Origin of the sequence: Thiomicrospira sp. S5 (genome assembly GCF_003991075.1) — a bacterium.
Classification (GTDB): domain Bacteria; phylum Pseudomonadota; class Gammaproteobacteria; order Thiomicrospirales; family Thiomicrospiraceae; genus Hydrogenovibrio; species Hydrogenovibrio thermophilus.
This window is the reverse complement of record NZ_CP014470.1, coordinates 604,658-618,722: the sequence shown is the minus strand read 5'-3', so window position 1 is coordinate 618,722 and position 14,065 is coordinate 604,658. Positions and strand designations below refer to the sequence as shown.

Annotated in this window: 9 protein-coding genes; 7 read left to right on the top strand and 2 right to left on the bottom strand. The window is 46.8% G+C overall.

Annotation, left to right across the window (positions count from 1 at the left end; all coding sequences use genetic code 11):
* Positions 1–106 precede the first annotated feature (106 nt).
* The gene (locus AYJ59_RS02775) at positions 107–2,932 is read left to right on the top strand and encodes a bifunctional diguanylate cyclase/phosphodiesterase (RefSeq protein ID WP_127119271.1); all 2,826 of its coding nucleotides are present in this window, start codon (positions 107–109) and stop codon (positions 2,930–2,932) included.
* 172 nt (positions 2,933–3,104) lie between these two features.
* Here AYJ59_RS02775 and AYJ59_RS02770 read toward each other — a convergent pair whose 3' ends face one another.
* On the bottom strand, positions 3,105–4,202 hold the full coding sequence (locus AYJ59_RS02770) for an MBL fold metallo-hydrolase (RefSeq protein WP_127119270.1): 1,098 nt from the start codon (positions 4,200–4,202) through the stop codon (positions 3,105–3,107).
* Between the two features lie 179 nt (positions 4,203–4,381).
* On the bottom strand, positions 4,382–5,485 hold the full coding sequence (locus AYJ59_RS02765) for an AI-2E family transporter (protein WP_127119269.1): 1,104 nt from the start codon (positions 5,483–5,485) through the stop codon (positions 4,382–4,384).
* A gap of 38 nt (positions 5,486–5,523) precedes the next feature.
* Between AYJ59_RS02765 and ppnN the strand changes: the two genes are divergently transcribed.
* The 6 genes from ppnN to AYJ59_RS02735 all read left to right on the top strand — a co-directional run bounded on the left by ppnN (position 5,524) and on the right by AYJ59_RS02735 (position 13,994).
* Complete coding sequence (gene ppnN, locus AYJ59_RS02760) at positions 5,524–6,900, top strand: nucleotide 5'-monophosphate nucleosidase PpnN (protein ID WP_127119268.1); 1,377 nt, start codon at positions 5,524–5,526, stop codon at positions 6,898–6,900.
* Between the two features lie 69 nt (positions 6,901–6,969).
* On the top strand, positions 6,970–8,178 hold the full coding sequence (locus tag AYJ59_RS02755) for a DEAD/DEAH box helicase (protein ID WP_029938834.1): 1,209 nt from the start codon (positions 6,970–6,972) through the stop codon (positions 8,176–8,178).
* Between the two features lie 142 nt (positions 8,179–8,320).
* Complete coding sequence (locus AYJ59_RS02750) at positions 8,321–9,688, top strand: efflux RND transporter periplasmic adaptor subunit (RefSeq protein ID WP_029938835.1); 1,368 nt, start codon at positions 8,321–8,323, stop codon at positions 9,686–9,688.
* The gene (locus AYJ59_RS02745; RefSeq protein WP_029938836.1) at positions 9,685–12,807 is read left to right on the top strand and encodes an efflux RND transporter permease subunit; all 3,123 of its coding nucleotides are present in this window, start codon (positions 9,685–9,687) and stop codon (positions 12,805–12,807) included. The genes AYJ59_RS02750 and AYJ59_RS02745 overlap by 4 nt, the downstream gene beginning before the upstream one ends.
* A 109-nt stretch (positions 12,808–12,916) precedes the next feature.
* The gene (locus AYJ59_RS02740; RefSeq protein ID WP_029938837.1) at positions 12,917–13,543 is read left to right on the top strand and encodes a TetR/AcrR family transcriptional regulator; all 627 of its coding nucleotides are present in this window, start codon (positions 12,917–12,919) and stop codon (positions 13,541–13,543) included.
* 1 nt (position 13,544) lies between these two features.
* Positions 13,545–13,994, top strand: a complete 450-nt coding sequence (locus AYJ59_RS02735; protein ID WP_029938838.1) for a hypothetical protein — start codon at positions 13,545–13,547, stop codon at positions 13,992–13,994.
* The last annotated feature ends 71 nt before the right edge of the window (positions 13,995–14,065 follow it).

Sequence of the window (14,065 nt, the reverse complement as noted above, 5' to 3'; positions counted from 1 at the left end):
TGAATCATTTTTTCTCACCCTCTCAAGGTTTCAGAGTAAAATTATGATTCATTCTAAAATTAAGCGCACCCTCTTCTCTACGGCATAAACAAATAGAAAAACATATATGACCGAACCTCAGTTGCAACTTTCAGCACTTTTGAATCTGTTAACCCCCTTGCCAGCCGCCGTTGCCGTGGCCGACTGTGAAACGGGGGAAATCCTCTATGTGAACCCGCAAGCCGAAAAACTCTTTGGACGCGGACACGCCGAACTGGCAGGAAAGCCTCAAACGATACTACACCCCAAAAATCGTCCCAACACTTTCCATCAACATCAGAAACAATTACGCGAACATCATCAGATTGAACAAACCGAAGATGTCATTCTCACAGCCGATGGACAAGAGCTCCCTGTCGAAATCACCGCTAACCTGCTGGAACAAAACACCCAATGTTTGATGGTAGCGGTCTTTACCCCGATTAAACAACGACAGCAAGCTCTTAAGGCATTAACCGAAAAAACCCAAGAATATGAAGCCTTATTCAACAACTCCCAAGTGGGCATTATGCTGCTCAAAGGCTATCGCATTTTGCACCAAGCCAATCAGCGACTGGCGGAAATCCTTGGGTACGACACCCCAGAAGAAATGATTGGGCTGTCAATGGAAGCCCTCCACCTATCCAAAGAGCGCTTTGAAGCCTACGGAAAAGATAATTACGACACCCTAAGTGATCATAAAAACCTGCATGTGGATTATGAACTGCGTAGAAAAGATGGTTCCCCTGTCTGGTGTCGCCTCAGCGGTATGGCGTTGGATAAAAGCCAGCCGGCCGATTTAAGCAAAGGCGTGGTCTGGGTGGTGGATGACATTTCGGACATTAAAGCGACGGAAACCAATCTCAATTTAGAGCGTCAATTATTTCAAGATGGCCCAACCGTTATTTTTCGATGGCGCCCAGAGCCTGGCTGGCCAGTTGAATATGTTTCACCGAATGTGCAAAAGACTTTCGGCTACCCCCCGGATGATTTTCTCAGCCACAAGCTGGTGTTCGCGGATTTAATCCATCCCGACGACTTGGACAAAATTACCCAAGAGTTTAAAAATCACCAAATCAACCGACGCCATCGGTTTGAACAAACCTATCAATTAAAAACCTACTCGGGTGAATACCGCAAAGTTTACGATTACTCGCTGATCGAATATGCCCCCAACGGAGATATTCAAGCGATCTACGGTTATTTAATCGATATGACCGATTACCTCAAGGCTCAAGAATTTAGTCGTTTACTGCTCAGCACGACAAATGAAGGCATTTTGGGCATTGATACCAAAGGACGAGCCACTTTCGTTAACCCAGCCGCGCTGAAAATGCTCGGCTACGAAGAATCCGAACTCATTGGGCAGGATATTCACACCTTTTTGCACCACACAGATGAAACGGGCGCAGAAATCTCACCTGCCAACTGCCGTATCATCCGCTCCGTGACCAGCGGAAAAACTGAACACGGCGCTCACGATATATTATGGCGAAAAGATGGCTCACACCTGCCAGTGGAATATCACGTCAACCCTATCCGGCGCAACAATCAAGTTGTCGGTGGCGTCATCACCTTTCACGATATTTCATATCGCCGTGCACGGGAACAACGCATCAAATACTTGGCGTTTCACGATGACTTAACGGGGTTATTTAATCGTCGCTTTTTTAATGAACATCTCCAAAAGCAATTAAAACAAGCTTCGAACTCATCCAGCCACCCAGTGTTAATGATGCTGGACATCGACCACTTTAAAGACATTAACGACACGCTAGGGCACCCTGTTGGGGATGAATTACTTAAAGCGATTACAAAACGCATTGGCAACATTTTACGACCAAATGACATTTTTGCCCGTTTAGGGGGAGATGAATTTGCCATTCTCATGCAAGAAGCCACTGCAACGGTGGAAGCCACACAACTGGCAGAACGCATTTTAGAGCTGTTTAAACGGCCCTTTCAAATACGCCACTTATCCATTCCCATCAGTACCAGCATTGGCATTGCCTTTTGCGAACCCCAATATTCGGCAGACGATATTATTTCCCAAGCCGATATTGCACTTTACGAAGCGAAATACAACGGACGAAACAACTTTATCTATTACGAACCGGAAATGTCTGCCAAAGTGCATGAAGATGTCAAAATATACAATGAACTTAAACAAGCGATTCAAAACCACTCATTCCAGCTTTATTACCAACCGCAAATTCACACTCAAACCGAAAAGGTCATTGGCATAGAGCTCTTACTGCGCTGGTTTCCAAAAGCCGACATAACAGTGCCCCTAAGCTCTCCCAGCCACTTTATTCCCGTAGCCGAAACACGGGGCATGATTCACGACATTACGCTTTGGCAATTTGGTCAACTGGTCAAAGAAATGCAAGCCATTCAAGCGGCCGGCTTAAATGGTCGAATCGCCATTAACATTTCCGGCGAACTGCTCAGCCACATCGAAAATCTAGTGGAACTTCTGGAAGTCATTGAACACAATAACTTATCCTTTGAGCAACTGGCCTTTGAAATCACCGAAACCGCCTATGCGAAACTTTCGTCGGCTGAAATTTCTGTCTTGGAAAGTCTTGAAAAACAAGGGCTCGAAATGGGCATTGATGATTTTGGAACCGGCTACTCGTCTTTAGTCTCTCTGCGTCAGTTTCATTCCAGCCATCTGAAAATCGACAAAGCCTTTATTGACGAAGTGCATTGCAATGCGGATGACTATGCCATCGTCTCCGCTACCATATCCATGGCGCACGCGCTTGGAAAACAAGTGATTGCAGAAGGCGTTGAAACCCAAGAACAACTCAAGGTACTCAAAGAACTGAACTGTGACATTATTCAAGGCTATTATTACGCCAAGCCCATGCCATTGAAGGAAGTTTGCGACTTTATTCAAAACCACTCATGAGTTTTAGAACCTCGCATTAGAAGCCACTTCTTTTGAAGCCCTGGTCTGTCAACCCTTTTAGATTCCCAAACCGACCAGACCTGGTGCATTTTTCATTCGCCGCATCAATCCGCCAGGCAAAAAAAAGGGCCTTCCGGCCCTTTTTTATTCGTATCGAACTCAAAACATTGACTTAAAAATCACCGCCGGTGATTTCATTGTAAATGCGTCGAGCATTGTTTTTCGCCGCCTGGTCGAAGACCGGACGATCTTTATACATCGACTGATCGATGTTTTCAGCCTCTTCCTGGTTACCCCCGTTATCCACGACTTTCTGCACTTCTTTCTGCACATACTTGAAGTAATCGTAGGTTTGCTTTTTCACCGTCGCCATATCGGTCGGCGTTCCGTGCCCAGGGATAACATACACATCGGACGGAATCTGCGACATCATATTCTCAAAAGACGCCACCCAGTCCATGCTGTTGGTGTAAGCAAACATCACCGGCATCCGCTCGTTAAAGCCCAAATCCCCGGTCATCAACACCTTACGACTCGGAATGTACACGCTGGTGGAAGCGGGCGTATGCCCCGGCCCGAAATCCATCAAGATGAACTGTTCGCCACCGCCGACATCGACGCTCAACTTGTTATTGAAGGTAGTGAACTTATCGGAGACATTTCGCGCCATATTGGTGATGGAGTTCCCGACTCGCAAAGCCCACTCCGACTTGATGGCGTCGAACGACTGACCGAACTGCATATTGGCCAAATCGCTGGAATACAGGTGTTTCACGCCCACATCCCACCAATAACTGGCCCCCAGATAGGCGTGGCCCTGGTTGTTTTCGACCGCGACCCACTTAACCGGTTTATTGGTGATGCGCTTGATTTGCTGATGCACGCTGTAGGCAATCGCCGGATTGGCCCCAGCGTTAAAAACAAACACACCATCCTTGAAAAGGACAAAGGAAATATTATTGTTCAGTCCAAAGTTGGACGGATTATGCCAGATTTGACTGCCGACAATGGTGTACACACCATCGGTCACTTTCACCGCTTTCGGCAACGGCAATTCGTCGCCAATGTAACCGGCTTTCTTCATGGTCGATTTGACTTCATTCACATAGGTATTGGCCGCGCTGGCAGCTACGTTACCATTCCCCATCTCTTTAGCCCAGGCTTCAAACCCGGCGGTATAAGGGTCTTCCGTATCGGCCGAAAACGTCTGCGGACTGACCAGAGCACTGCTGATCAGAATGATCGTACCTAACTTGGAAATGACTTTCATCTTTCCTCCATCTATTGTCTTTTGTGTGTGAATTCACATCTTTTATCTATTAAATAACCTAGGGCTGAAACAGGTTCAGTTACAGGCATGATAACATTCGTAATGCCTTATCCCCATTGATGTTTTTAATCGCTAACAAAAGTTTTCGATGGGTCAAAGTCCTAAAGAAAATGATTCCATCAGGTCCGGTCGAGCAAATCGGAGTTTTTATGGGCGTAAACATCAAAGATGGTAATCGCCATGGCCGCAATCACCGGCCCGAAGAATAAACCGATCATGCCGAAATGAATCAACCCGGCAAAGGTGGACAACACCGTAATCAGAGTATGGTTGGCAACCGCCAAATCATCCGTTCCGCTGCCGATGGAGCGGGCAATTTTCTGAATCAGCATGGGGCGCACAATGTTATCAATAACAAACCCGTTCACCAAGGCCCCGAAAAACACCACCACTCCGGCACCGACATAATTCCCTTGCGCAAGCAATACCAACGTCAACGGAATCCAAACCAGTGCGGCACCGACAATCGGAATAAAAGACGTGATGGCAATCGCCATTCCGATAAACAGGCCGGGCAAACCAAGCCCCCAGGAAACAAACGCAAACACCAGTCCTTGCAGCAACGCAATGCCCAACACCGACAACAGCAAGATACTCGACAGATTGGCAAAGCGGTTCATTATCATGGTGTCGTAGTAGTTTTCCAACGGCGACAAGACTTTCAGATGGTGGGCGATACGGTGCCCATCACGATAGAAAAAGAACAAAGCGAACACCGCCAGCAAAACAAAGGTCAGAAACGACGTGGTACTGCCAAAAACCCCACTGACCAAAAACACGATGGTGTCCTGTGCGAACTTAATGATCTTGCCGGAATTCTCACGCAACTGTTCAATCAACTGGGCCTGAGTATCCGCCGGAATCGGAATGATATTAACCAGATTTTGGTTCAACCGAGCAAAACTGTCCGGCGTTTGCTGGGATAACCATTGCTGTGCCTGACCGAAGATATGCCCTACCTGCAAGCCCACTTCCAGCAGCAAATAGGTGACCGGTACAATCACCGTCAAAAACACCACCGTGCTCATGATCGCCGACGCATAAGTTTCCGAACGGTTGACTTTGGGTAGAATCTTCAAATACATTGTATAGGTCGCGGTCGCCAGAATCATCGCGAACAACAACGCTTCCAGAAACGGCGAGAAGAGCCACAGCAATCCAATGATGGCCGTCAGCAACAAAAGGATCAAAAAACCTTCTTCGTAGGGTGCGTTTGAGCGCATAATATCAACCTGTCAGAGAAAACAAGCACTAATCTATCATGAACAGCATTATCAAAAAAGTTTTAATTCGCCCGGCCGGCGCCCTGCAAATCCTTTCCTACAAAGAAGCCCAACAGCTTTGTGACCAGACCGAAACAGGCTTGAACGAAGTCTTCCGTCGTTGCAGTTTGGCGGTTCTGAACACCGGCACCAAAGACGACAACGGCCTGGCCTTATTGGAGGCCCATCCGGACTTTCAAATACAGGTACACACCAAAGGCCGCGGCTTGCAGATTGAAATCGATAATGCACCGGAAAACGCCTTTGTAAACGGCGAGATGATTGAAGGTCTGCAAGAACACCTGACAGCCGTCATTCGAGATTTGATTTACGCCCAAAACGAAATCATCGATAGCCAGGAATTCGATTTGGAAACGCCATTTGGTCTGACCAATGCCATTTTCCACATTGCCCGCAACGCCTGTTTGATGAAACCTGATCTCGATCCAAACATCGTCACCTGCTGGGGCGGCCACTCCATTCCGTTGGAAGAATACAAATACACCAAACAAATGGGCTATCACCTCGGCTTACGCCGTTTAGACATCTGTACCGGCTGCGGACCGGGTGCCATGAAAGGACCGATGAAAGGCGCGGTACTCGGCCACGGTAAACAACGTTACAAACACGCCCGTTTCATCGGCCTGACCGAGCCGGGCATCATTGCCGCCGAAGCGCCGAATGCCATTGTCACCGAACTGGCGATCTTCCCCGACATCGAAAAGCGTCTGGAAGCCTTTATGCGGCTGGGGCATAGCATCATTATCTTCCCGGGCGGCGCCGGCACCATGGAAGAAATCCTTTACTTGCTGAGCGTATTATTACACCCGCAAAACAACAATATTCCTTTCCCAGTGGCCCTGACCGCACCCGAGTCCGGCCGGGCCTACTTCGATGCGGTACTGGAGTTCATCGAACATGCCCTCGGAAAAGAAGCGGTGCGCAAACTGACCGTTCTCATCGATCGCCCGGAGGAAGTCGCCGACTTCATCGAAGAAGGCATCCAGGACGTCAAGGCCTTCCGCAAAGCCACCAGCGACGCTTACTATTACAATTGGAATCTGCACATTCCTTACGAACTGCAACAACCCTTCGTGCCGACGCATGACAGCGTGGCCGCGCTGGAGCTGCACAAAGACCAACCGACTTACCATTTGGCGGGGCAGTTACGCAATGTGTTCTCCGCCATCGTGGCCGGTAATGTCAAAAGCGAAGGCATCGCACAAATCAATGAACGAGGTCCTTTTGAAATCAATGGTGATCCGGAAATCATGGAACGCATGGACAAACTGCTCAAATCATTCGTGGCCCAGCGCCGCATGAAATTAGGCACGGAACATTACGAGCCCTGCTATAATATCGTCACGGGTCAATAAGCAAACGAAACGCGTTTATTTTACAAGCCCGACCGATCAACCGTGCTCAAGCCATCACGTGAGTCCAGCATGACATTTGAAGAATTAGACCTTGACCCGGCGTTGCTCAGCGCCATCGAAGAACAGCATTTCCACAAACCCACGCCGATTCAGGCGGAAGCCATCCCCGAAATGCTGTTATGTAAAGATGTCCTGGCCGGAGCCGCGACGGGTACGGGGAAAACCGCCGCTTTTGTCTTACCGGCCCTACAATTTCTGTTGGACACCCCCAAACCCAGCCGACACCCTCGCGTGTTGATTCTGGCTCCAACACGTGAATTGGCCTTCCAAATTCACAAAGTGGTTAAACAACTCGGTACGCATTGCCCATTCGAATCCAACATCATTACCGGAGGGTTTGCTTCCGACAAACAATTGAACGTTTTACAGTCCAACATGGACATACTGGTCGCCACGCCGGGCCGTCTGCTCAACATCATGACCAAGGAATTCATCGATTTGTCCGATGTGGAGCTGCTCATCATTGATGAAGCCGATCGCATGCTCGATATGGGACAAGGACCGGATGTGCTGGCCTTGATTGAAGCCATTCCCGGCGATTTTCAAGCCGCCTGCTTTTCCGCCACCCTCGGCGGGTCAGGCCTGGCGAAATTCGCCGAAGAGATTTTGGATGAACCCAGCGTCATTCAAGTGAATGCGCCGAACCAACAATCCGACCAAATCCAGCAATTCGCCTATCTCGCGAATGATAAGGCACATAAGCAAGCCTTACTGAAAGCGATTCTAAACGACGACACCTGCCAGAGCGCGATTGTCTTCTGCAACAAAAAAGACCGCGCTATCGAACTGGCGGATTGGTTACAGGCCGAAGGCGTGTCCAGCACCGTTCTGCATGGCGACTTTATCCAGGCCAAACGACTGGAAAAGACCAATAAATTCAAACAAGGCAAAATCAAGGTGCTGGTCGCCACCGATGTCGCCGCTCGCGGCTTGGACATTCTCAATGTCACCCACGTCATCAACTACGACGTGCCTTTCCGTGGAGACACTTATATCCACCGCATCGGTCGAACCGGCCGCGCACAACAAGTCGGCATCGCCATCAATCTGGTGGAACGCCATGACCTATCCAACCTGCAACGCATCGAATATCATCTCAAACAGCGCATTCCGCTGGCCAAAATCCCGGGGTTGGAGCCCAACTTCAAGCTCAAAGACACCCTGAAAAAACCGAAGAAGAAAAAGAAAAAAGACACCAAAGCGAAGAAAAAACGCTAAAACCTCTCCCACTTTTCCCTGCACATTTCTTTCACACTTTTCGGCTGGAAAAATTTAACTAAATAGTTAAACTATATAGTCAAATAAAAAAGTTGTAATTCATTTAATTTAATGCCGCCAACAGATTCAAGAGAATCCACACATGCTAGAAGCTTTTAAACAATCTACCACTCGTTACGTTACGATTACCGCCGGACTAATCGTCGGAGCCTTAATTTTGGCTATTTTTATTTTTACCCGCCAACCCCCACCAAAAATACCGGATACAAATTCTTCGACCCCTGTCAGGTATATAGAAGCACGCCCGATGGTTGCCAAACTCAGCGTTCGCGGATATGGAGTTGTCCAGTCCGCCCGACCATGGCAGGCCATTGCTAATGTTTCCGGCCGCATCACTGAATTTAGTTCGCTACTTAAAAACGGTGCCTTTGTGAAGGCAGGAACCCATCTTTTAACCGTTGACCCTAGTCGTTATCAACTTAAGCTTGAACAGATCATTGCTGACCTCAGAGGAATTAATGCCGATCTGAAAGAACTCAACCAAGAAAAGAAAAATACCCAAGCGCTCTACCAGCTGGAAAGCGATCGACTATCTTTAGCAGAACAAGAATTAGCACGTATCCAATCATTAGCAAAACGCGATATGATGTCAGAGAACCAAGTAGATATTCAGAAACGTGCAACGTTACAGCAACGTCAATCCACTCAAACTCTGCAAAACCAGCTAAACCAGATCCCGATAAAGCTTGAAAAACTAAAATCGAAACAAGCCCAGCTCGAAATACAACGCATGCTGGCCACAAAAGACCTTGAAGACACACAGATATACGCACCGTTTGACTTGCGTATCGGAAGCGTTAAAGTTCAGAAGGGACAGCAAGTCAATCAAACTCAGCTTTTATTCGATAGCGAGGGCATCGAAACAGCCGAAGTACCAGTTCAGATTACTTTGGACCTCATACAGGAACTCATGGCCACTTTTGAGCCGGGTGCCGTTAACATGAATGACCTTCTTCTTTCCATTCAAGCTCTGAGACAAATCGAAGCCCGGATTTACCCAACAAATAACCGACATTTTTTTTGGCCTGCCAAAATCACTCGAATAGCTGAAGAAGTTGACCCTGATGCACGTACCTTACAAGTTATTTTAAGTGTTGAAGAACCTTATCGAAAGGCTAACCCTCCTAGTCTACCACCATTGATTTCTGGAGATTTTGTAGAAGGAGTCTTATCTCGAACTGTAAGCCAACCACAGTTAGTCATCCCCACGCATACAGTCCACCAAGGTTTCGTTTACTTGGTGGATAAAAAAAATCGACTCCAACGACAGGCTGTCAAAACCTCCCTTCCCCAAGGTAATTGGGTATTAGTCTATTCTGGCCTTAATCAAGGAGACAAAGTAATTCTTGATGACCTTGTCCCAGCAATAGAAGGCATGCCCTTGTCAACCACTCATGCAACAGACGAAGCCGAAAAACTTGCCAACCAAGTTAAGGAAATTCAATCATGATCAGTTGGTTTGCCAATCATCCAACTGCTGCGAACCTACTACTCATATTAATCTTGGCAGCAGGACTAATCAGTGCACCTAATCTAAAACGCGAAACCTTTCCTGATTACGAACCGGTCGAAGCCAATATTTCTATCGAATATCGCGGTGCCACAGCCGTCGACGTTGAAGAAAACATATGCTTACGTTTAATAAATGCTCTCAGCGGCGTCAATCACCTGGAAGAATTGACCTGCCGTGCTCAAGATAATCTTGCTGACGCGAACGCTAAAATGAAACCCAGTGGTAATAGCAGCCAGTTTTTAGATGATCTTCGCACAGAAATAGACACAATCATCGATTTTCCCGAGCGAGCAAGGCCGCCTATTATCCGTGAACGACATCGTAAAGATTTGGTTGCCGCCATCGCAATTCATGCTCAAACGTCTCTACCTCACCTAGAGAGTTATGCTCGGCAACTGGAGGCAAAGCTTCGAAACATTAACGGTGTCAATGACATCGAGTTATCAGGACTTTCAGATCGTCGGTGGGAAATTCAAGTTTCACGAGACCAATTGCAACAACACGGGCTGTCTATAAAAGATATTGCCCAAACAATCCAACGCCAAAATATTGATCTACCTATCGGAACCATCGAAACAAATGATAAGGAAATTCAGCTTCGTTTCGTTGATCAACGTCGCAATGTTGACGCCTTATCAAGCTTACCGGTTATTCGTTCTGACTCTGGAGCAGAAATCACATTAGGTGACATTGCAAACATAAGCATACGCTACGAGCGTCCAGAAAAACGAGTCGACTATAATGGCCACCGAGCCATAGTACTTGAAGTCTTTAAAAACCGAGAAGATGACGCTTTGACCGTAATGGCGGATTTACGTCAATTCCTTAGAGAAGAGCGCATAAAGAAAGGAGACACCATCTTTCTGTCGATTACACAAGATATGACATCTTTGGTAGAAGATAGATTACAAATGCTTGTAAAAAACGGCATAACAGGGCTGGCTCTGGTTGCATTGGTAATGAGTCTATTTTTTCGACCTCGTCTAGCACTCTGGGCCATTATGGGTCTCCCCGCCGCTTTTGCAGGCGCCATAATTGCCATGAACCTGTTTGGCTTATCACTCAATATGATTACTTTAGTTGCTCTATTGATGGCGGTAGGAATTGTTATGGATGATTCCGTAGTTCTGACCGATCAGATCGTAAAACAACTCAAAAACACTTCTTCAACCTTAGAAGCCGTCACGTTGGGTACTCGCCAAATACTCCCTGGAGTGCTTTCTTCATTCTTAACAACAGTTGCCGTGTTTGCACCCTTATCTTTTCTAGCCGGGGAACTTGGAGCTGTACTTCAGGTGCTTCCAGTCGTATTAATTGCAGCGTTAACAGCTAGTTTAATTGAAGCCTTTTGGATTTTACCTCATCACTTAAAACAAAGCGCTGAACACCATGATTTCACCCAAGACCCTTTACAGGCTCCTGGCTTTTATGGAAGTTTCCATCGCGGTTTTGAACGGTTTAAGGAGAAAGTAGGGCGAACCGCAGACCTAGCAATTCGCCGACGCTATATTACGGCTGCAAGCTTGATAGTGATTTTACTGGGATCAATTGGTTTTATTGCAGGTGGTAACATCCAAATGGAAGCCATGCCAGACATTGATGGAGACGTCTTGGAAGCACGTATTTTAATGCCTCAAGGTACACCTTTATCTCGCACCGAAGAGGTTACTCAGCAAGTCGTTGAGGCTATCCAACAAGTTGAAAACAACAAATTCAAACGAGCTGACGAAAAAGGGTTAATAGAAGGCATTCAAGTTCACTTTGGTCAAAATGCCAGCGCCAATGAAAGTGGTCCACATGTAGCAACGGTTTCTGTCGACTTGTTAACGGCCGAAAAACGTACAGTAACACTCGATGAATTAACCTCGGCCTGGCAAGAGAAAATTCCGACTATCTATGGTTTGATCAGTTTAAATATTCAAGAACCTGGTTTCGGTCCAGCGGGGATTCCCATTGAAATTCGTTTGGCAGGCAGCAATCTAAACCAGCTAAAACAAGCTTCTATAGAAACCCAGAACACTCTGAAAAAATACGTAGGGGTCTATAATGTAATTGACGACTTACGGCCGGGTAAACCACAACAACAGTTAAGCCTAACCTCTGGTACTTACGCAAAAGGATTTACCGCAGAAGAAATCGCGAACCAACTGCGAACAGGCTTGCTTGGTGAACGTCTAACAACACTTCAAATTGGCGATCAACCCGTCGATCTAGTTGTTCGCCAAATTCAATCCGAACGATCACGTCCAGATTTTCTTGAACAATCCATTATTATTTCTCCAAAAGGAAGCCCCATTCCCTTGATTGAGCTTGTCGATATTAAATCGGTACGACAATGGGGACAAATCACCAGAATCAATGGCGATCGGACTGTGACCATATCAGCGGATGTAGACGTGCAACGAAACAATGCCGAAGCCATAATTAAAGATTTTAAAAACAACCACGCTTCAAATATATTAAATAAATATCCGGACATTAATATCACCTACGAAGGGCAAGTTGCTAGATCTGCCGAGACCAAACAATCAATTGTTCGTGGATTACTGATCGGGTTACTGGGAGTATTTTTGATTCTATCCTACCAATTTCGCAGTTACATTGAACCTTTGATTGTAATGGTGTCGATTCCAATGGCCTTTCTCGGCGCAATTTGGGGGCATGCAATCATGGGTTACAATCTTTCCATGCCTTCGTTGGTGGGTGCAGCTTCATTGGCGGGGATTGTAGTTAATAATGCCATTCTCTTAATTTATTTCATTAAACATTATCGCGATAAAGAAAAGTTGGATATTATTAGCGCAGCCGGTAAAGCAAGCCGAGCACGCATGCGCGCCATATTTATTTCGTCATCAACGACTATTGCAGGGTTATTACCACTTTTAGCTGAAACATCAACACAAGCCGTTGCTATTATTCCGCTAGTAATTGCCGTTGTATTTGGACTACTGACGTCCACTGTACTCGTACTTTTGGTTTTACCAGCTTTATATGTAATTTTAGATGATGTTGGTCTAGTAACCCCTATCGTGTTTAAAAGTTCAAAGCAAAAATAATTCAAAACACTGATCAGCTAGCATAGTTCATTAAGCAATGAGATATTAATATATAACCACTTGTTAAAAGTTTTTTATCCAAAGGCCTTTAATTTTTTTAAAGATTGTTATGAAACCAAACACCCGAAAACCCAACGCAACCGCCCTGAAAATCCAGCTTTGTGCGACCGAAATGTTTGCTGAAAAAGGATATGAAGGCACCATCATGGATGAGTTGACGGAGCGAACCGGAGTCAACAAGGCCAGTATTTACTACCATTTCCGCGACAAAGCCACGCTCTATGAACATTGCCTGACCCAACTGTTCGCCAGCGTGGCCGCCCCGGTTGCCGATGCCGTCGACCAGGCTTCAACGCCCGATGAAAAACTTGCAATCTTCATTCAAAGCTTTGCCGAACAAGCCCGTGAAAAACCCGCCATGCCGTCGATATTAATGCGCGAAATCGCTTCCGGAGGCCAACACATGCCCGATACCGCGCGTCAACAAATGCAGCGTTTACTCTCGACCTTGAAAAACCTATTAAACCAGGGACAACAAGAAGCTATATTCGAGTCATTCAATGCTTTGACACCGCATTTCATGGTCATTGGCAGTCTGTGCTTTTTCCTCACCAGCCAACCCATGCGCGATCGCATCGACAGCCCGGAAAAGATCGACCCGGAACTGAACGAATTTACGCACCAACTGATTCGAATTTTACAATCAGGCCTGGCCAAAACCACCAAAGGAGCATGACATGAAAACCGTATTACAACGCCTCGCATTAAGCACCCTGCTCACTCTAATCTCACTTCCTGCATTCTCAGCCGATAACCGAACCGTCGTCTGGCTCAACGAAGAAGAACAAGCCATGTTGCTCAGCGAAATGCGCCAGTTTTTGGTTGCCAGCCAAAAAATTCTAGCGGCCAGCTTGAAAGATGACATGGAAACGGTTGAAGCAACCGCTCGTAACGTCGGCATTCAGCAAATGCGCTCGACACCGCCCAGCTTGAGAGCCAAACTGCCAAAAGGCTTTAAAGCTCTAGGGCCCAAGGTGCATCGCGGGTTCGAAGCCATTGCCAACGAGGCGGAAACCCTTGGAGATTCAACGGTGATATTGGAACGCCTCGCGCAACTGCAAAAAAACTGCATCGCCTGCCACGCAGCGTATCAAGTAAAAGCCACGGCAACCTTGACTGAAAAGTGACCAGGCCTGGTCAGAATTGCCATTTCAACGCCCAACTTCATCGGACGTTGAAATGGTGAATCGGTTCACGA

Coding starts and splice junctions, on each gene's coding strand:
- AYJ59_RS02735 (WP_029938838.1), top strand. CDS start 13,545: ATGAAAACCGTATTACAACGCCTCGCATTAAGCACCCTGCTCACTCTA.
- AYJ59_RS02755 (WP_029938834.1), top strand. CDS start 6,970: ATGACATTTGAAGAATTAGACCTTGACCCGGCGTTGCTCAGCGCCATC.
- AYJ59_RS02750 (WP_029938835.1), top strand. CDS start 8,321: ATGCTAGAAGCTTTTAAACAATCTACCACTCGTTACGTTACGATTACC.
- AYJ59_RS02740 (WP_029938837.1), top strand. CDS start 12,917: ATGAAACCAAACACCCGAAAACCCAACGCAACCGCCCTGAAAATCCAG.
- AYJ59_RS02765 (WP_127119269.1), bottom strand. CDS start 5,485: ATGCGCTCAAACGCACCCTACGAAGAAGGTTTTTTGATCCTTTTGTTG.
- ppnN (WP_127119268.1), top strand. CDS start 5,524: ATGAACAGCATTATCAAAAAAGTTTTAATTCGCCCGGCCGGCGCCCTG.
- AYJ59_RS02745 (WP_029938836.1), top strand. CDS start 9,685: ATGATCAGTTGGTTTGCCAATCATCCAACTGCTGCGAACCTACTACTC.
- AYJ59_RS02775 (WP_127119271.1), top strand. CDS start 107: ATGACCGAACCTCAGTTGCAACTTTCAGCACTTTTGAATCTGTTAACC.
- AYJ59_RS02770 (WP_127119270.1), bottom strand. CDS start 4,202: ATGAAAGTCATTTCCAAGTTAGGTACGATCATTCTGATCAGCAGTGCT.